We start from the raw sequence: 17811 nt of genomic DNA, 5'->3' as shown, positions 1-17811 counted from the left end.
AATGCATTCAAATGTGGGAGCGAGCTTGCTCGCGAAGGGGCCATTACAGGCCCCACCCTTTCAGGTCAGATCAAACCTTCTTGTACAGCTGACTGCCTTCCTTCCTGAACCGCTCGGCCTGTTCCGCCAGGCCCTGGGCGACATCCACGTCGACCGCGTCGATCCGCTGGTTGGCCGCGTATTCGCGGACTTCCTGAGTGATCTTCATCGAGCAGAATTTCGGCCCGCACATCGAACAGAAATGCGCGACCTTCGCCGAATCCTTCGGCAGGGTTTCATCGTGATACGAGCGGGCGGTGTCCGGATCCAGACCGAGGTTGAACTGGTCTTCCCAACGGAATTCGAAACGCGCCTTGCTCAAGGCGTTGTCGCGGATCTGTGCACCCGGATGCCCCTTGGCCAGGTCCGCTGCGTGAGCGGCGATCTTGTAGGTGATGATCCCGGTCTTCACGTCATCCTTGTTCGGCAAGCCCAGGTGTTCCTTCGGCGTCACGTAGCAGAGCATCGCGCAACCGAACCAGCCGATCATCGCCGCACCGATGCCGGAAGTGATGTGGTCGTAACCCGGTGCGATGTCGGTGGTCAGCGGACCGAGGGTATAGAACGGCGCCTCGTCGCAGCACTCCAGCTGCTTGTCCATGTTCTCTTTGATCAACTGCATCGGCACGTGACCCGGGCCTTCGATCATGCATTGCACGTCGTGCTTCCAGGCGATTTTGGTCAGCTCGCCGAGGGTTTCCAGTTCGCCGAACTGCGCTTCGTCGTTGGCGTCGGCAATCGAGCCCGGACGCAGGCCGTCGCCCAGCGAGAAGCTGACGTCGTAGGCCTTCATGATTTCGCAGATTTCCTCGAAGTGGGTGTAGAGGAAGTTCTCTTTGTGGTGCGCCAGGCACCACTTGGCCATGATCGAACCGCCACGGGAAACGATGCCGGTCACCCGCTTGGCGGTCAGCGGCACGTAACGCAGCAGCACGCCGGCGTGGATGGTGAAGTAGTCGACGCCCTGCTCCGCCTGCTCGATCAGCGTGTCGCGAAACAGCTCCCAGGTCAGGTCTTCGGCCACGCCATTGACCTTTTCCAGCGCCTGATAGATCGGTACGGTGCCGATCGGAACCGGCGAGTTGCGGATGATCCACTCGCGGGTTTCGTGAATGTGCTTGCCGGTGGACAAGTCCATCACGGTGTCCGAGCCCCAGCGAATGCCCCAGGTCAGTTTCGCCACTTCTTCTTCGATGGACGAACCCAGCGCGCTGTTGCCGATGTTGCCGTTGATCTTCACCAGGAAGTTACGGCCGATGATCATCGGTTCCAGTTCGACGTGGTTGATGTTGGCCGGAATGATCGCGCGGCCACGGGCGATTTCTTCGCGCACGAATTCAGGAGTGATTTCTTTCGGGATGCTCGCGCCGAAGCTGTGGCCGGCGTGCTGCTGATTCAGCAGGCCGGCAGCACGGGCTTCTTGCAGTTTCATGTTTTCGCGGATGGCGACGTATTCCATCTCGGCGGTAATGATCCCTTTGCGCGCGTAGTGCATCTGGCTGACGTTGGCCCCGGCCTTGGCACGGCGCGGGTTGTTGACGTGGGCGAAACGCAGCTTGGTCAGCTCCGGATCGGCCAGGCGCTCCTGACCGAAATTCGAGCTCAGGCCCGGCAGGCGCTCGGTGTCGCCACGGTCGTCGATCCATGCCGAACGCACGTCACCCAGACCTTTGCGCACATCGATCACCACGTTCGGGTCGGTGTACGGGCCCGAGGTGTCGTAGACGGTGACCGGCGCGTTGATTTCGCCGCCGAAGTCGGTGGGGGTCACATCGAGGGTGATTTCGCGCATCGGCACGCGGATGTCCGGGCGGGAGCCCTGAACGTAGACTTTTTGCGAACGGGTGAACGGTTGAACCGACTGTTCATCGACCTTGGCCGAGTCACTCAGGTTGATCGCGTTTTTAGATTTTGTAGTCATCACGGGCTCTCCAGACAGCATCCAGGCAGTGGATTGTCGGAGCAGAACCTGAAAGGCACGGACGCACCAGGACTGGTGCTGTGCCTCGTCGTCGAGCGTTCGATTGTCGAACAATTTCCCGGACGAAGCACAAGAGGACTCGCCGGGTGACGAGAAATCTTGTTCCCTACGCAGGCGCTAACCTGATCAGGTTCAACGGGATCCGAAATTATTCGATCTCAGCCTCATAGCAAGGCACCCCGACAAGAACCCGGCCAGTCTAGACACAACCGGCAAAGAACGCCAACACCGCTGCAAACACCATGATGAATGGCGCAATTGGCAGATTGTTGCCTGCCGCCTGCGCAACTACACTCGCTACGCCATGCTGCGCCTTGACGCTGCATGGGCCGCGCCTTACCTTTGGCGCCCGGATTATTTCCATAATATTCATGCTAGGGATCGCCTCATGCTGCGCAAACTCTCACTGGCTGTCGCCGTGTCTTGTGCGTCCACCGCAACGGTATGGGCAGCAGAAGCGCCTTTGTCGACCAGAACGGATCTGGTCAGCGTCTATCAGGAAGCCGTCGACAACAACGCCGACCTGGCCGCCGCCCGCGCCCAGTATGGTGCGCAGAAAGAAGTCGTGCCCCAGGCCCGCGCCGGGCTGCTGCCGAACCTGTCCGGTGGCGCCCAGGTGGCCAATGTGCGCACCGACATCGATCAGCCGTCGGCGGTCGCCAACCGCAGTGCCCAGTCGTATCAGGCGACCCTGGCGCAACCGCTGTTCCGCGCCGACCGCTGGTTCCAGTACCAGGCCGCCAAGGACGTCAACGAGCAGGCCGCGCTGCAACTTTCGGCCACCGAGCAGAACCTGATCCTGCAAACCGCCGAAAGCTACTTCAACGTGCTGCGCAGCCAGGACAACCTGGCCTCGACCAAGGCCGAAGAAGCCGCGTTCAAGCGCCAGCTCGACCAGTCCAACGAGCGCTTCGACGTGGGCCTGTCGGACAAGACCGACGTGCTGCAATCGCAAGCCAGTTACGACACCGCGCGCGCCAACCGGATCGTCGCCCAGCGTCAGGTCGATGATGCGTTCCAAGCGCTGGTCACCCTGACCAACCGTCAGTACAACTCGATCCAGGGCATCGTCCACACGTTGCCGATCCTGCCGCCGGCGCCGAACGACGCCAAGGCCTGGGTCGATACCGCCGCGAAACAGAACCTCAATCTGCTGGCCAGCAACTTCGCGGTCAGCTCTGCCGAACAGACTTTGAAACAGCGCAAGGCCGGCCACCTGCCGACCCTCGACGCCGTGGCGAAGTACGAGAAAGGCGACAACGATTCGTTTGGCTTCAGCAACCCGAATGCCTTCGGCACGCCGTATGGCGGCAACGTCGAACAGCGCACCCTGGCGTTGCAGGTGAACATCCCGCTCTACAGCGGCGGCCTGACCAGCTCCCAGGTACGTCAGTCTTATGCGCAGCTGGACCAGACCGAACAGCAACGTGAAGGCCTGCGCCGGCAGATCGTCGAAAACACCCGCAACCTGCACCGCGCGGTGAACACCGACGTCGAACAGGTACAGGCGCGCCGCCAGTCGATCATTTCCAACCAGAGCGCAGTGGAAGCCACGGAAATCGGTTATCAGGTGGGGACGCGCAACATCGTCGACGTGCTCGACGCCCAGCGTCAGCTCTACACTTCGGTGCGCAATTACAACAACACCCGCTACGACTACATCCTAGACAACCTGCGCCTGAAGCAGGCGGCGGGGACGTTGAACCCGGGCGACCTGCAGGATCTGACCCGCTACCTGAAAGCCGACTACAACCCGGACAAGGACTTCCTGCCACCGGATCTGGCCAAGGCTGCCGAAGCCCAGCTCAAGGCTCGGCCTTAAACAAAAAACGCAGCCCTGAGGCTGCGTTTTTTATGGGCGGTCGATCAACCTTCCCAGTCCATCGAGCAAGCGCTGCAACGCGCCCTGATTGCGGCGCATCACGCTCAGCCCGTTTTCTGCCATGCGCTGTGCGTCGCGCGGCAGTTCAAACAGACGCTGCACTTCTGTCGCCAGACCTTCAGCGTCATCCACCTCGGCCAATGCCCCGGCGCTGCGCAGTTGCGCGGCGATGTCGAGGAAGTTGAACAGGTGCGGGCCGCTGATCACCGGTTTCGCCAAGGCTGCCGGTTCGAGCAGATTGTGCCCGCCGTTGGGCACCAGGCTGCCGCCGACGAACGCGCTGTCAGCCAGGGCATAGAGAAACAGCAGCTCGCCCATGGTGTCGCCAAGCAGCACCGAAGTCTGCGCATCGACGCTCGCGCCAGTGGAGCGACGCACCGTGGCAAAGCCTTCACGCTGGCACAACTCGAACACCGAGTTGAAACGCTCCGGGTGACGCGGCACCAGAATCAGCAACGCATCGGGATGGTTGGTCAGCAATCGACGGTGAGCATTCAGCACCACTTCGTCTTCGCCTTCATGGGTGCTGGCGGCGATCCACACCGGGCGCTCCTGAGCCTGCCACTGGCTGCGCAGCTCAGCGGCGCGTTGCAGCAGTTGCGGGTCGATGGTCAGGTCGAACTTGATCGAGCCAGTGACTTCGACTGTCTCCGGGCGCGCACCGAGATCACGGAAGCGCTGGGCTTCGGCTTCGGTCTGCACGGCGAACAGGCTCATCTCGGCGAGCATCGGCGCGGTCAGTTTGCTGAACCGGCCATAGCCCTTGGCGGAACGCTCGGACAGTCGTCCATTGGCCAACGCCACTGGAATCCCGCGCTTGGCACATTGGTGAATGTGGTTGGGCCACAGTTCGGTTTCCATGATCACCGCCAGTTTCGGCTGCACGCGATCCAGAAAACGCGCGGCGGCACAGGGCAAGTCATACGGCAAATAGCAGTGCTGGATGCGTGGCTCGTTGGCGAACAGCGCATGGATACGTTCCGAACCGGTTGGCGTCATGCAGGTCACGGTGATCGGAAGCGTCGGATAGCGTTGCAGCAGTGCGCGGATCATCGGCGCGGCGGCGATGCTTTCGCCCACCGACACGGCGTGAACCCAGATACCACCGGGTTGCAGGGTCGGCATCCCGTAGGAGAAACGTTCGCCAATCCGTTGGGCATACGCCGGCGCCTTGCGTGAGCGCAGCCACAGCCGAATCGCCACCAATGGCAGCCCCAGGTAAAACAGCGCGGTGTAGAGAGATCTATTCATGGCGGCGGAGTTTATCGGCTTTTGCCGCCGATCGCCCGCAGGTGTATGGCAAATCGCTCCGCCAGCCAACGAGCTGCCGGCCCCAATGGTTCGTCGCGGCGCCAGACCAGTTCCACCACCAGTGCCGGCGGCGTCCATTCGCTGTCCAGCTCCACCATCAGGCCCTGATACGCCGAGTACTGCACCACATGGCGCGGCAGCCAGGCCCAGCCAAGGTCGCGCACCAGCCATTCGGCCATCACGTAGAAACTGTCGGCGCGCCACACCTGTGGGCTGGCCGGCTCGCTGCCGGGGTAGACGCTGGTCTGGGTCGACATCAGCAGCTGCCGATGCTGGGCCAGTTGCTGGCAATTGACCCGGGACTGCGCGGCCAGCGGATGATTGACGCCGCAGACCGTGACCATCTCCACGCTGCCCAGCACCCGGCGCTCCAGCGCTTCGGGAATTTCGTCGTGATAGAACAGCAGCCCGAGATCGGCCCGGCGCTCCACCAGTTTGCGTGAAACCTCGCCCTGGGCGGCGCTGGTCAGTTGCACCTCCAGACTCGGGAACTGCTCGGCCAGCGCACCGAAACTTTCCACCAGCGCCTGATAGGGCATTGCCTCGTCCTGCGCCACCCGCAATTGCGCCTCCTGCCCGCGCATCATGGCCACGGCCCGGCCGTTCAGGCGTTCGCACTGACGCAGCACTTCGCGCGCCTCCTCCAGCAATGCCTCCCCCGCCTCGGTCAGACTCGGCTGACGACCGCTGCTACGCTCGAACAGGCTGACTCCGAGATCGTCCTCCAGCATCGCAATCGCGCTGCTGATCGCCGACTGTGCCTTGCGCTGCTGACGCGCCACAGCGGAAAACGAACGCTGCTCGGCCACCGCAACGAACACCCGCAACTGCTCCAGATTCCACTGCATGCTCATTGACCAACCCATCTTTTAAACAGATAGGTAATGACTTTACCCCATCTGGTGAGTCACTAGAATGCCGCCTCAGAAAGCAACGCTTCACATGAGGAATTGAACATGAACGCTTACGTCTACCTGGCCATCGCCATCTGTGCCGAAGTGATCGCGACCGTTTCGATGAAAGCCGTCAAAGGCTTCAGCACGCCACTGCCACTGGTGCTGGTCATCGTCGGCTACGCCATCGCGTTCTGGATGCTGACCCTGGTGGTACGCAGCGTACCGGTGGGCGTGGCCTACGCGGTGTGGGCCGGCATGGGCATCGTGATGGTCAGCGTCGCGGCGCTGTTCATCTATGGGCAGAAGCTGGATCTCCCGGCGATGCTCGGGATGGCGCTGATCGTGCTCGGCGTGGTGGTGATTCAGCTGTTCTCGAAAACCGCCGGCCATTGAAACACTGACGAGCATCAAGCCATAAGCTGCAAGCTCGACCGATTTACAGCTTCGGGTTGCAGCTTGCAGCTTGAAGCTTGAAACTTGCGACTTCTTCAAACCCTGAGGTCGTTGCATGCCATCTCCAATTTCCACCGACGTGCTGATTGTCGGCGCGGGTGTCGCCGGTCTCTGGCTGAACGCGCGTCTGCGTCGCCAAGGTTTCTCGACCGTGCTGGTGGAAAGCGCCAGCCTTGGTGGCGGACAGAGTGTGAAGTCCCAGGGCATCATCCACGGCGGCGCCAAATACGCGTTGCACGGGGCGCTCACCGGCGCCTCGGAAGCCATCGCCGACATGCCGCGTCGCTGGCGTGAAGCTCTGGCCGGCAACGGCGAACTGGATCTGACCGGCGTGCGCCTGCTGTCCGAAGCCCATTACCTGTGGTCGCCGGGCACCCTGGCCGGCAACCTCACCAGTTTCTTCGCCAGTAAAGCCGTGCGTGGCCGGGTCGATCAGGTCAAGGGCGATCAGCTGCCGCCGGCCCTGCAAGACAAACGCTTCAAGGGCAAGGTCTACCGCCTCGCCGAACTGGTGATCGATGTGCCGAGCCTGATCCAGCGTCTGGCCGACCTGTCCGGTGACGGTCTGCTGGCCGGACAAAACATCGAGCCGTTGCTGGAAAGCGGCGTGCTGGTTGGCCTGAAGGTCGACGGCCGTGAGATTCGTGCCCAGCGCATCGTCCTCAGCGCCGGTGCCGGTACAGCCGATCTGCTGACTGCTTTGGGCCTGACCCATCCGGCCATGCAACGCCGGCCGCTGCACATGATCATCGCCAAAGGCCCGGGCCTGAAGCCGCTGTATGCGCACTGCCTCGGTGGCGGCACCAAACCGCGCATCACCGTAACCACGCACCCGGCCGCCGACGGCCAGTGGGTCTGGTATCTGGGCGGCGACATTGCCGAATCCGAAGGCGTGGCCCGTGAACCGGCCGAACAAATCGCCACCGCCCAGAAAGAACTCGGTCAGCTATTGCCATGGATCGACCTGAGCACGGTGCAATGGGCCACCCTGCGCGTGGATCGCGCCGAACCGTTGCAAACCGGCCTGACCCGCCCGGACAACGCCTTCCTCGCTGAAGAAGGACGCCTGCTGGTCGGCTGGCCGACCAAACTGGCCCTGGCGCCGGACTTTGCTGACCGGGTGATGGCATCACTTCAACGCGACGGCATCCAGCCGAGCCATGCGACCCCGCTGCCAGAACTGCCAAAACCACCGATGGGCGTTCCCGCCTGGGAGCAACTGCTGCCATGAGCCTGCCGACCCTGCACGACCTGCATCGCCCGCTGGGCAGCACCGGCCTGCTGGTTTCGCCACTGGGCCTGGGCACCGTCAAACTCGGCCGCGACCAGGGCGTGAAATACCCCAACGGCTTCCAGATCCCCGATGACGACGCCGCGCGCATGCTGCTCAGGCAGGCTCGGGAACTGGGCATCAACCTGATCGACACCGCACCGGCCTATGGCCGCAGCGAAGAACGCCTCGGCCCACTGCTGCGTGGTGAGCGTCAGGACTGGGTGATTGTCAGCAAGGTCGGCGAAGAATTTGTCGACGGCCAATCGACCCATGATTTCAGCGCCGCTCACACCCGGATGTCGGTGGAGCGCAGCCTGCAACGTCTGGAAACGGATTTTATCGACCTGGTGCTGGTGCACTCCGACGGTAACGACCTGGCGATCCTCAACGACAGCGAAGTCTACGCAACCCTCGCGGCGCTGAAGGCCGAAGGCAAGATTCGCGGCTTCGGCTTCTCCGGCAAAACCGTCGACGGTGGCCTCAAGGCACTGGAGCAAGGCGATTGCGCAATGGTCACCTACAATCTGAACGAACAAAACGAGAAGGCGGTCATTGACTATGCTGCTGCCCACGGCAAAGCCATTCTGGTGAAAAAGGCGCTGGCCAGCGGTCATGTGTGCCTGAGTCCCGGTGTGGATCCGGTGCGCGCCAGCTTCGAGTTGCTGTTCGCCCAGCCCGGCGTGGCCAGTGCCATTGTCGGGACCATCAATCCGCTGCACCTCGCCCATAACGTTGCGACCGTTGCCCAGGTCCTTCGTGGTCACTGACGCCGCCTCGCGGCCTTAAGCAGGAGCCGACATGCCGCGTACGCTCATCAGAAAGAACCCGAGCAACTTCAAGACGCTGCCGCTGTTCGTCGAAGCCACGCCGGAAGGCCTGACCTATCAGAGCGTCGGCATGCCGCTGAATTTCACCCAGACCCTTCAGCGGCGTAAACCGGTCAACGTGGCTGACGCCGAGCGCTTTGCGCTGGAGCTGGCCAACCTGGGTGTTTCGGTGCGTCTGACCCTGCACTGGCAGAATCGCGATTACTGGGTGCTGGTGCGTCAGCGGCGGCAGGATCGCGGCGACGTCGTGCTCAAGTTGATTTCCGGTTACGTGCCAGCCCATGAACTGAATATTCCGCTGCACACGGCGATCCAGGAGATCGCCGAGGAATGCCTGCTGGAAACCCCGGAAGGCTGGCTCGGCGGGCGCTTCAACGACACCTGGCTGCCGGCGCCATACGCTTCGGCGCTGCATTATCGCGAGGCCCTGCCCTTTCGCCTGACGCCGCTGTCCGGTTCAGCCAGGCCGGTGCGCTGCGCCAATCTGCAATTGCTTGAACGGCCACGGGCTTACGTGCACTTGCCGACCGCGTCACTGCAATTGATCTACGACCTGCGGCTGGATGTACCCAAGGAAGCCAAGAGCCTCAGCCTGTTCCATGTCGATGAACGACTGGAAGGCGATCAACTGGTGGCCCGGCTGGACCGCAAGCGCCCCGATCTCTACCTGATGCCGCTCAAGGACGGCGCGCCCTTGGCCGAGTTGTATACCCTCAAGCGCGACAAGCTCCTGCCGGCCGGCACCCGCGGGCTTTATCTGGCCGAAAGCTTTGCGACCCAGACGGGCTGGGTCGTACGTGAAGAGCGGATTCGCTGGAAAGACTGGGTCGTGCAAAAGGGCCTGCAACCGGCGAAGCCGCCTCGCGCGGGACTCAAGCAATTGAGTCTGAAGGCGCTGCGTCTGGTTGGCATCGGCAAGAAACGCGCGAGCAAATAGCCGACTAGCGCCGACGATCCAGCCAGGTACGCAAGGTCGCGAAGAAATGGAAATAGCGGTTTTCACGCTTGCCCATGCCGCGCTTGGGCGAAAACGACTCTTCGGCAAAAGCGCCGGTGATTCGCACCCGAGAGGCTTGGGTCGGTAGCGTGCAGACTTTGGCACCGGCCTGCTGTAGTGCGTACTTGAGCAAGCGCTCGGAGTGCAGCTTTCTTCCCGTGGCTTTGCAGAATTGGAAAATGCGCTCGATCCGCTTGCCATAGGCGACATAGGTATCGCGCCCGCAAATGGCAAAGCGGTCGTTCAACCCGCCCCACCACTGCCAGTCCGGAATGTAGGCAAAGTGCCTCCGGGCCTCTGAATGATTGAACACATAGGCGGGCAGCGGATTGTGGAAGAAATTGTCCGGGCGCACGAACACGACGAAATCGGGATTGAAGGTTTCGATCATGCTGGTCACTGTGTGCAGTGAATTGAGCTGATAGATCAGGTTGCGCAGCGACGCATAGTCATCGGCCCAAGTATCGCCCTGCGCTTTGACCTGCTCGAAATCCCAACGCTCCAGTACCCCGTCAGTCGAAGTCAGGGCCCCGATCATCGGCTCGAATGGCTGATAGTTGTCAGCCCTCAACTCGCCTTTTTCGCCTGAGCGGAAGTTCTGTACTTCATCGATTTTGTACAAATGATAGAAGCACTGTACGTCGCTGCCCGCCGGAAACTGCGCCAGAACGTTCTGTTCAATGGAAGGGAAGCAAATCTGCGAATTTCTCGGGATCCCGAAAAAAGCGACGGCAATTTTCAACACTCAACAGCACCTTCTATTTTTGGCAAAAGAGCTTTTGCCACCAGTGACGCGGCTGCAAAGGCACCACAATGACGTCCGACTGCTGCAGCCAGTCGCGCTCGTAATCCCAGGCATGCCCACCCCACAGTTTCCCCGCTTCGTTGGAAAACCCCAGGGTCATGAGCTGATAGGAATAACCGGCGTGACCGCGCAACCAGTCTAAAACCACCAGCGTATTGAAACCGGTAGATGGCCCAACGTAGCGCTTGCCGCCCGGACGGTCGACGGGATAGTTCCACAGAGCCGGCAGCGGGATACGATCCCAATACATGGCCACCCGTGGCAACGGACACATCGGTGCGGCGCAGCCGACCAGCATGGTGAAACAACGCTCGCCCGCATGCTCGAACAACCGTTGCACGTCCGGGCCGTAAGGCAGACCAAAAAAATAGGCGTCCGGCGCGTTATAGCCATGCACGAAGACGTTCAAGCTGTGCTCGTTGAGCAGCGGCGCCTTGATGCAGGTGTTGAAACTGACGACGACGTCATTGGCGCTGATATTCAGCGCCTGAAAATCCGCCGCCGTGATGGCCGGATTATTCGCGATCAGGATGACCCGGTGCGCGCGGCTCAGGCATTCGCGCAATGGCTCAGGCAACGCGTCCAACACCGACTGGTCACCGCCGGGGAGCGCATCCAGCGCCATATGTTCATCCTTCATTCAGACCGGCACCTTCATGCCGAAACGCAGTTTCACCCAGAACCGCGTGAATGCTGACGGCGGCTGCCATGGGCGCATCTCGCGCTGTATTTCAGTGGCGAGGGCCTGGCCGACACGGGCGAAGGAATAGCGACTTTCTGCAAAGGCCTGACCATTGCTGGCAATACGCTGCGACAGCTCCGGATCGCCCTGTAACAGCTTGATCTTTTCCACCGCCTCGTCTTCGCTGCGATAGAACACGGTGTTGTGCATGTCTTCGAAGCCAAGCAACTTGTCTTCTTCGCCCTGACTCCAGGCCAGCAGCACACAACCGCAGGCCATGGCTTCGTAGTTCTTGATCATGAACTCGTTCATGCCGATGTCGGCGCTGACGAAAATCTTGATGCGATTGAGCGTTTCCAGGTATTCGGAGCCGGAGCGGGTGCGGGTCACCAGCATACCGGTACGCTGCGCCAGCGATTCGAGCAGTGCCTTGCGCTGGGCGTACTCGGTACTTTTCAGGCTGCCGAGAAAACCGATGGGAATGTCGCGCTCGGACCCGGTGTTGCGCAGCATCTGCTCGTCGTAACCCTTGGAGACGAACACCGTGTCGATGCCTTCAGCGAGCATCTTGCGTGCGACCACCGCCCCGGAAACCAGCGCCCGGCAACTCGGCAGGCGCTTGTAGAGACGCGAATAAACGCCACGATATTTACTGGCGGGCATGTAGTTCTGGTAGGCATCGTGTTCGAGAAAGACCAGCCCGGGAATGCACTTGAGCACCCGCAGTTGCGAGACCAGGCGCTTGACCCTGGAGAAGATAACGACACGATCAAAGGTCTGGTAATCAACCGAGGCCAAAAAAGGCCCCAGGTTCATCTGTTGCTGTTTGCTGAGCCGATAGATGACACATTCATCACAGTTCTGCTGCACGATGTCGTAGAGCCGGTCGAGAATGACCCGCTGTTCGTTCATCACCAGGAGCATGACTTTCATAGGTTAAATGACCACACGATGTAGGCAGGCAAGCGCAGCGGATTCAAACCTGCCAACATCAACGGAAACGGTTAGATCCCCAAGGCAAAATCCGTTCACACGCAGTCCAAAACAATAAAGTTCCATCTGATCAACGACTGCGGATTTTTTCGACAATCGCGGTGGTTGAACTGTTTTCCACCAGTCCCAGCACTTTCACGGTGCCGCCATAAGCCGTCACGATGTCGGCGCCGACCACCTGGTCAATCCCGTAATCCCCGCCCTTGACCAGCACGTCCGGCTTGACCTCACGCAGCAGGTTTTCTGGCGTGCCTTCAGGGAAGCTGATGACCCAGTCCACCGCCCCAAGCCCCGCCAGCACAGCCATGCGCCGATCGACACTGTTGATCGGACGGCCAGGCCCCTTGAGGCGGCTGACCGAAGCATCGTCGTTGACCGCGACAATCAAACGATCGCCTTGAGCCCGCGCCTGCTCCAGGTAGGTCACATGACCTGCATGGAGGATGTCGAAGCAGCCATTGGTGAAAACGATTTTTTCGTTGTGTGCACGGGCATCGGCCACCGCCAGCAGCAGTTGCTCCAGACCCAGCACGCCGCGCTCGGAACCTTCCTCACGCTGAATGGCACGACGCAGCTCCGGAGCGCTGATCGCCGCCGTACCGAGCTTACCAACGACGATGCCCGCCGCCAGGTTGGCCAGCGCCACCGCGTGTGGCAGTTCCTCACCGGCAGCAATCGCCGCCGCAAGGGTGGAAATCACCGTGTCGCCGGCACCGGTCACGTCGAACACTTCACGGGCCCGCGCAGGCAAATGCAAAGCCGGATGATCCGGACGCAGCAGTGTCATGCCGTGCTCGCCACGGGTCACCAGCAATGCGCCGAGATCCAGGTCGTGCATCAGCTTCGCGCCCTTGGTCACCAGCTCGTGCTCATCGGCGCAACCGCCGACGATTGCTTCGAACTCGCTGAGGTTCGGGGTGATCAGGCTCGCGCCCCGGTAGATCGAGAAATCCTTGCCCTTCGGGTCGGCCAGCACCGGGATGCCTTTGGCACGGGCGGCCTGGATCAGCGCCTGATGGTTTCTCAGGGCGCCTTTGCCGTAGTCGGACAGCACCAGCACCTTGATGCCTTCAAGCAGGTCATCGACCTGCGCGCCGAGGGCCAGGGCGTCGGTGGCGAACGGTTCTTCGAAGTCGATACGCAGCAATTGCTGGTGCCGGCTCATGACCCGCAGCTTGACGATGGTCGGCTGGTGCGCGATGCGCTGGAACAAGGCTCGCACGCCCGCACCCTTGAGGCTGTTGCTCAGGCTGTCGGCGGCTTCGTCGTCACCGGTCACACCGACCAGCGACGCCGGCGCACCCAGCGCAGCAATGTTCAAGGCAACGTTGGCGGCACCGCCCGGGCGGTCTTCGATTTGCTCGACTTTAACGACAGGAACCGGCGCCTCAGGGGAAATCCGTGAGGTACCGCCATGCCAGTAACGGTCGAGCATGACATCGCCGACCACCAAGACAGGGGCTTGATCGAATCGCGGCATGGACAACTTCATGGAGCAACCCACATACAAAATGAACAGGGGCGCGATATTAACACAGGGTCAAGGGCCGTCCGCCTCAATCTGAAAGGTCGCGCACCCAGAACAACTCGTGGCGCCGCACAGCCTTGCGGAAAAACTCATTACTGCCAGTGACAGGCCAGCGACGCCCCGCCAGTCCCTGCTGGATCCAGCGGCGCAATTGCCGTTTGAACACTTGCCCGCCCTGCAAGTCGTGCTCCATGGCTAACGCCATGGCCTTATCCAGTTGCACGTCCGGCGACAGCACCGGACTCCACAAGCGGTTGGCCGGCAATGGTTCGATGGCTGGCGGCAGCGCGATCCCGCCACCGGCAGGGCCCATTGGCCAGCGGTCGTTGTCATGCAAATGATTGGCGTACAGCAACATCGTCGTCGGCTTCCAGCTACTCAGGCCAACGGCCTCAAGCAGCGCTTGAGTCGAGGCGACGTGATCGCTGTGTGGATCCAGCTCGGGATGCGGCGTGACGACGACCTCTGGACGGTAATGCTTCAGAAGCGCCGTCAGGTCTTCGACAAGGTTCTGCCAAGTTGGCTGCCCGTCAACATCGGCGGGCAAGGTCAGCGGATTGTGACGGCGCACAGTGCGCACATCGCCTTCCTGCGACTCGAGGGAACCGAAAGCCGTGGCCGGCTCAGCGGCCATCGCAGGCAATTGCAGGCAGTAATAACCCAGCTGCACGCAACGTTCGGCCGGCACGCCACCCCACAGAGGAATCACCAGACTGTCCCAACTGCGCAAACGCCCCTTCAACCGCGCTGCGGCGGCCTGATCAAGGCCCATACGCTGGAAATCTTCAGCTTCGATCTCGCCTTGGGTCAGGGTGACGATGCTGACCTCTTCACTACGGCTGTAAAGACCGAATGCCGCAAGCTCGGCATCGTCGGCATGAGGTGCGATGACCATAACGCGCTGGCGGCTGTAATCAGGGTTCGCCATGACCCAAAGCGTGCCCATGGTACCCGCCGTGCAATATCGTCCGCGCAGGGTCAGCACGCCCTGCGCCAAAGCATCTGCCTGCCCGGAAAGGTTTAGGTAACGCCGCCCTTTCACCCCGCGCTCGAAGTCCTGGCGATCATCCCCCACCGCAACGTAGGGATCGAGCCAGCGACCCAGCCAGCCAGCCTTCAATTCAAGTTCGAGAATGAGTGTCTCGCCCGGCGCCAACGGCTCGCTCAGACGCACCACACCGCCGTCCAGACTGACAGTCTGTCGCGCGGTGTCCGCAGGAAAGTCGTATTGGTAGTCGTCGGACGGCCGGTAAAACAAGTGATCGGCAAACCACGCTTCGTGGGCAACCCAGGCCAGTACCAGCAACAGCGGCACCAGCGACCAGCCGACCAGAAAGCCGACCAGAAACAGCGCAACCACGAAGGCGATGAGGAACAGACGCTTGCCGCGTCGGTGTGCCTTGAGAAGCTGTTGCTTGCGAGCGCTCATCAATTCAGACCTTGTAGACCGGCACCGTGTGGCACCAGCGATCCTTGTACTCACGGTCGGCACGACCGAATGAATAACGCAAAGGCTTACCCAGTGCCTGCGCGTCTGCCCAGGCCTGCTGGGTATTGACGAAACTCAACACGCTACCGGGGCTGAACTCGCGACTCTGCGGGTCGACGCCACCATTGATGTATTCCAGCGAGACCCATTGCGGCGCTTCGACGCGGTACAAAACCTGAATGGCCACGGGTGCCGATTCGAGCATGACCACGGAACCGGTCATGAACTCACGCAACAGAGTGAATACCTCAACGAGCCCGGCCCTGCCAGGTACTTCGAAGCCCCAGCGGCGTTCGAACAGATCACTGTAAGTCTGCGCCTGCTGCGCCGCAGTAAAGTCCGACATCGGCACCAGCGAACCACCCGCCTCTTCCAGCAGGCGCTGTTCGCGACGCTGGTTGTAGCGAAATTTCTTCGAATACTCTTCCGGCAACCGGGCCAGGGCCAAGCCCTCCGGCTGCACTTTCAAGGTACTGATCTGCTCGGCATTGAGCTGGGACACATAGGCCATGCGCTGGCGAACCGGCACGACGACATCCGGCGCGATCGGCAGAATGATTTCCGCATTACCCATGTCGAGCAATCCGCGTTTGCCCTCGCGCTTGAGCACTTCCTTGGACAAGGCCACATGACGGCCCCAGCAAGGAATCGCAGCTACTACCTCGTCGCCAACGACCCAGCCCAGATAACGCAGTTCGATGCCCACGAACATCGACAGCCGCTCGACCACCTCGGGATGCGTGGCAAAGCTGCCGCCGAAGCGCTGCCAGGCGCGGGCGTAAGCATCCTGGTCTATCTCCGTCCAGCCACGCTCACGAATGCTGCGAAACACCTTCAGCATACGTTGGTCGCGTGGGCTGGCTGGAGCTCGTCACCTTCTTCAAACTCCTTGGCATGCAGACGGGAGTAATAGCCGTTCTGCTCCAGCAGTTGCGCATGGGTTCCGCGCTCGACGATCCGGCCTTCATCCATGACCAGAATCAGGTCGGCCTTCTCGATGGTGCTCAAGCGGTGAGCGATCACCAGGGTCGTGCGGTTTTGCACCACGTGATCCAGCGCCGCCTGAATATGCCGTTCCGACTCGGTATCGAGGGCAGACGTAGCCTCGTCGAGAATCAGCAGCGGCGCATCCTTGAGCAGCGCCCGGGCGATGGCAATGCGCTGGCGCTGGCCGCCAGACAGCAACACGCCGTTTTCACCGACCAGGGTTTCGTAACCTTCCGGCATCTTGATGATGAATTCATCGGCATAGGCCTCGGAGGCGGCCCGTTTGACCTCCTCAAACGGCGCACCCGCCAGGTCGCCATAAGCGATGTTGTTGGTCACCGTATCGTTGAACAGCGTGACCTGCTGGGTCACCAGCGCAATCTGGCGACGCAGACTGTGCAAGGTAAAGTCCTGCACACGGATGCCATCGAGCAGAATCTCGCCCTGTTCATGCTGATAGAAGCGTGGAATAAGACCGGCAAGCGTCGACTTGCCGCTGCCCGAACGCCCCACCAGCGCGACCATTTGCCCCGGTTCAACGACAAAACTGATGTCGTTGAGCACCTGCTTGTCGGTGTCCGGGTATTGGAAACTGAGGTTGCGCACTTCCAGACGCCCCTCAAGGCGATCCTGTTCGACCGTGCCCTCATCCACTTCAGCCGGTTCATCCAGTTGCTCGAAAATACTTTCGGCACCGGCTACGCCTTTCTGAATGGTCGAGCTGACTTCCGAGAGCTGGCGAATCGGTTTTGGCAACAAACCAGCCATAGTGATGTATGCCACCAGGTCCCCCGGTGAGGCATCGCCACGAAGGTACAGCACGAGGAACATGACCACGGCCATGGCGCTGTAAGTCACCAGTTGCAGCATCGGTGTGTAAACCGCGCCGGTCTTGGTCATTGTCAGTTGCTTGTCGGTGTTGCTCTGGCTGGCCTCGCGAAAGCGGGTCTTTTCATAGAGTTCGCCGCCGAAACTGCGCACAACGCGATAACCATGAATCGTCTCGGAGGCAACGTGCGTGACGTTGCCCATCGACACCTGGATCTTTTTGCTTTGCTTGCGGAATTTCTTGCTGGTGCTGTTCACCATGATGCCGATCACCGGCAGGATGGCCACCATCACCAGCGTAAGCTTCCAGTTCATCCACAACAGGGTGAAGAACAGGAAAATCACGGTCATGCCTTCGCGAATGACCACCTTGATCGCATCCGTTGCCGCGCCGGTGACCATGGTCACGTTGAAGGTAATCCGGGAAATCAGATGACCGGAGTTGTTCTTGTCAAAGAACCGGTTAGGCAACTCCAGCAGCTTGTTGAACAGCACCACCCGCAGGTCATGCACCAGTCCCAGGGAAACCCGGGCCAGGAAGAAGTTGCCAAGGTACGAACCCACGCCCTGTAACAGCGCGATGAGCACGATCATCAACGGCACGGTTTCGAGCAACTGCAATTTGCCCAGATAAGGGTTGCCTGGAAACAGACTGGCTTCAGGATTGGCCAGACCATCGACGAAATACTTGAGGATGTAAGCGAGCATCGGTTGAGTCGATGCGAAGATCAGAAACCCGACGATGCTCAGAAGAAAGAGGCCGGCATAAGGCCGCACGTAAGCCAAAAGGCGGAAATAGATCGCCAGCGTTGACTGGGCTTTCGGTTCAGGACTGCTCAT

General features: G+C 60.9%; 15 protein-coding genes and 1 riboswitch. Of the genes, 5 read left to right on the top strand and 10 right to left on the bottom strand.

Features of this window, described 5'->3' with window-relative positions; genetic code table 11:
• Positions 1–70: 70 nt before the first annotated feature.
• Positions 71–1960, bottom strand: coding sequence for a phosphomethylpyrimidine synthase ThiC (gene thiC, locus AC1MDC_RS27100; RefSeq protein ID WP_227234242.1), 1890 nt, complete (start codon positions 1958–1960; stop codon positions 71–73).
• Positions 1961–2106: 146 nt separating this feature from the next.
• A riboswitch (TPP riboswitch) is annotated at positions 2107–2212 on the bottom strand.
• Positions 2213–2408: 196 nt separating this feature from the next.
• Here thiC and AC1MDC_RS27095 point away from each other — a divergent pair.
• The gene (locus tag AC1MDC_RS27095) at positions 2409–3842 is read left to right on the top strand and encodes a TolC family outer membrane protein (RefSeq protein WP_085701042.1); all 1434 of its coding nucleotides are present in this window, start codon (positions 2409–2411) and stop codon (positions 3840–3842) included.
• A gap of 30 nt (positions 3843–3872) precedes the next feature.
• Here AC1MDC_RS27095 and waaA read toward each other — a convergent pair whose 3' ends face one another.
• Complete coding sequence (gene waaA / locus AC1MDC_RS27090) at positions 3873–5153, bottom strand: lipid IV(A) 3-deoxy-D-manno-octulosonic acid transferase (protein WP_480394077.1); 1281 nt, start codon at positions 5151–5153, stop codon at positions 3873–3875.
• Positions 5154–5164: 11 nt separating this feature from the next.
• Positions 5165–6067 carry a LysR family transcriptional regulator gene (locus AC1MDC_RS27085; RefSeq protein WP_085701044.1) on the bottom strand — a complete coding sequence of 301 codons (903 nt, stop codon included), beginning with the start codon at positions 6065–6067 and terminating at the stop codon, positions 5165–5167.
• Positions 6068–6169: 102 nt separating this feature from the next.
• Here AC1MDC_RS27085 and AC1MDC_RS27080 point away from each other — a divergent pair, with 102 nt between their 5' ends.
• From AC1MDC_RS27080 to AC1MDC_RS27065, 4 genes are all read left to right on the top strand, one after another.
• Positions 6170–6502: a DMT family transporter gene (locus AC1MDC_RS27080; protein ID WP_085701045.1), complete on the top strand. Its 333-nt coding sequence runs from the start codon at positions 6170–6172 to the stop codon at positions 6500–6502.
• 115 nt (positions 6503–6617) lie between these two features.
• Positions 6618–7793: an NAD(P)/FAD-dependent oxidoreductase gene (locus tag AC1MDC_RS27075; protein WP_234206318.1), complete on the top strand. Its 1176-nt coding sequence runs from the start codon at positions 6618–6620 to the stop codon at positions 7791–7793.
• Complete coding sequence (locus tag AC1MDC_RS27070; protein WP_480394076.1) at positions 7790–8602, top strand: aldo/keto reductase; 813 nt, start codon at positions 7790–7792, stop codon at positions 8600–8602. Before AC1MDC_RS27075 ends, AC1MDC_RS27070 begins: the two co-directional genes overlap by 4 nt.
• Positions 8603–8633: 31 nt before the next feature.
• A complete protein-coding gene (locus tag AC1MDC_RS27065; RefSeq protein ID WP_480394075.1) occupies positions 8634–9599 on the top strand; it encodes a metal ABC transporter ATPase in 966 nt (321 codons plus the stop codon).
• A 4-nt stretch (positions 9600–9603) separates the two neighbouring features.
• Here the strand turns inward: AC1MDC_RS27065 and AC1MDC_RS27060 are convergent, their stop codons facing one another.
• From AC1MDC_RS27060 to msbA, 7 genes are all read right to left on the bottom strand, one after another.
• Entirely contained in the window at positions 9604–10404 is an 801-nt protein-coding gene (locus tag AC1MDC_RS27060) for a hypothetical protein (RefSeq protein ID WP_085705250.1), read from the bottom strand.
• Between the two features lie 13 nt (positions 10405–10417).
• Positions 10418–11104, bottom strand: a complete 687-nt coding sequence (locus AC1MDC_RS27055) for a hypothetical protein (protein ID WP_227234233.1) — start codon at positions 11102–11104, stop codon at positions 10418–10420.
• On the bottom strand, positions 11105–12079 hold the full coding sequence (locus AC1MDC_RS27050) for a glycosyltransferase family protein (RefSeq protein ID WP_085705254.1): 975 nt from the start codon (positions 12077–12079) through the stop codon (positions 11105–11107).
• Positions 12080–12209: 130 nt separating this feature from the next.
• Entirely contained in the window at positions 12210–13631 is a 1422-nt protein-coding gene (gene hldE, locus AC1MDC_RS27045; RefSeq protein ID WP_085701052.1) for a bifunctional D-glycero-beta-D-manno-heptose-7-phosphate kinase/D-glycero-beta-D-manno-heptose 1-phosphate adenylyltransferase HldE, read from the bottom strand.
• Between the two features lie 64 nt (positions 13632–13695).
• Complete coding sequence (locus AC1MDC_RS27040) at positions 13696–15096, bottom strand: PIG-L deacetylase family protein (protein ID WP_480394074.1); 1401 nt, start codon at positions 15094–15096, stop codon at positions 13696–13698.
• A gap of 4 nt (positions 15097–15100) precedes the next feature.
• Entirely contained in the window at positions 15101–15997 is an 897-nt protein-coding gene (locus AC1MDC_RS27035) for a GNAT family N-acetyltransferase (RefSeq protein ID WP_085701054.1), read from the bottom strand.
• Positions 15991–17811, bottom strand: a complete 1821-nt coding sequence (msbA, locus tag AC1MDC_RS27030; protein WP_085701055.1) for a lipid A export permease/ATP-binding protein MsbA — start codon at positions 17809–17811, stop codon at positions 15991–15993. Before msbA ends, AC1MDC_RS27035 begins: the two co-directional genes overlap by 7 nt.

The organism is Pseudomonas sp. 1, from assembly GCF_056626735.1.
Note: the sequence above shows the minus strand (reverse complement) of the source record. Positions and strands in the feature narration are given on the sequence as shown.

Excerpts from the sequence above, each read along its gene's own strand:
- AC1MDC_RS27085 (WP_085701044.1), bottom strand. The coding sequence starts at position 6,067 with ATGAGCATGCAGTGGAATCTGGAGCAGTTGCGGGTGTTCGTTGCGGTG.
- AC1MDC_RS27070 (WP_480394076.1), top strand. The coding sequence starts at position 7,790 with ATGAGCCTGCCGACCCTGCACGACCTGCATCGCCCGCTGGGCAGCACC.
- AC1MDC_RS27050 (WP_085705254.1), bottom strand. The coding sequence starts at position 12,079 with ATGAAAGTCATGCTCCTGGTGATGAACGAACAGCGGGTCATTCTCGAC.
- AC1MDC_RS27075 (WP_234206318.1), top strand. The coding sequence starts at position 6,618 with ATGCCATCTCCAATTTCCACCGACGTGCTGATTGTCGGCGCGGGTGTC.
- AC1MDC_RS27040 (WP_480394074.1), bottom strand. The coding sequence starts at position 15,096 with ATGAGCGCTCGCAAGCAACAGCTTCTCAAGGCACACCGACGCGGCAAG.
- AC1MDC_RS27055 (WP_227234233.1), bottom strand. The coding sequence starts at position 11,104 with ATGAAGGATGAACATATGGCGCTGGATGCGCTCCCCGGCGGTGACCAG.
- AC1MDC_RS27035 (WP_085701054.1), bottom strand. The coding sequence starts at position 15,997 with ATGCTGAAGGTGTTTCGCAGCATTCGTGAGCGTGGCTGGACGGAGATA.
- waaA (WP_480394077.1), bottom strand. The coding sequence starts at position 5,153 with ATGAATAGATCTCTCTACACCGCGCTGTTTTACCTGGGGCTGCCATTG.
- AC1MDC_RS27065 (WP_480394075.1), top strand. The coding sequence starts at position 8,634 with ATGCCGCGTACGCTCATCAGAAAGAACCCGAGCAACTTCAAGACGCTG.
- thiC (WP_227234242.1), bottom strand. The coding sequence starts at position 1,960 with ATGACTACAAAATCTAAAAACGCGATCAACCTGAGTGACTCGGCCAAG.
- msbA (WP_085701055.1), bottom strand. The coding sequence starts at position 17,811 with ATGAGCAGTCCTGAACCGAAAGCCCAGTCAACGCTGGCGATCTATTTC.
- AC1MDC_RS27080 (WP_085701045.1), top strand. The coding sequence starts at position 6,170 with ATGAACGCTTACGTCTACCTGGCCATCGCCATCTGTGCCGAAGTGATC.
- AC1MDC_RS27095 (WP_085701042.1), top strand. The coding sequence starts at position 2,409 with ATGCTGCGCAAACTCTCACTGGCTGTCGCCGTGTCTTGTGCGTCCACC.
- hldE (WP_085701052.1), bottom strand. The coding sequence starts at position 13,631 with ATGAAGTTGTCCATGCCGCGATTCGATCAAGCCCCTGTCTTGGTGGTC.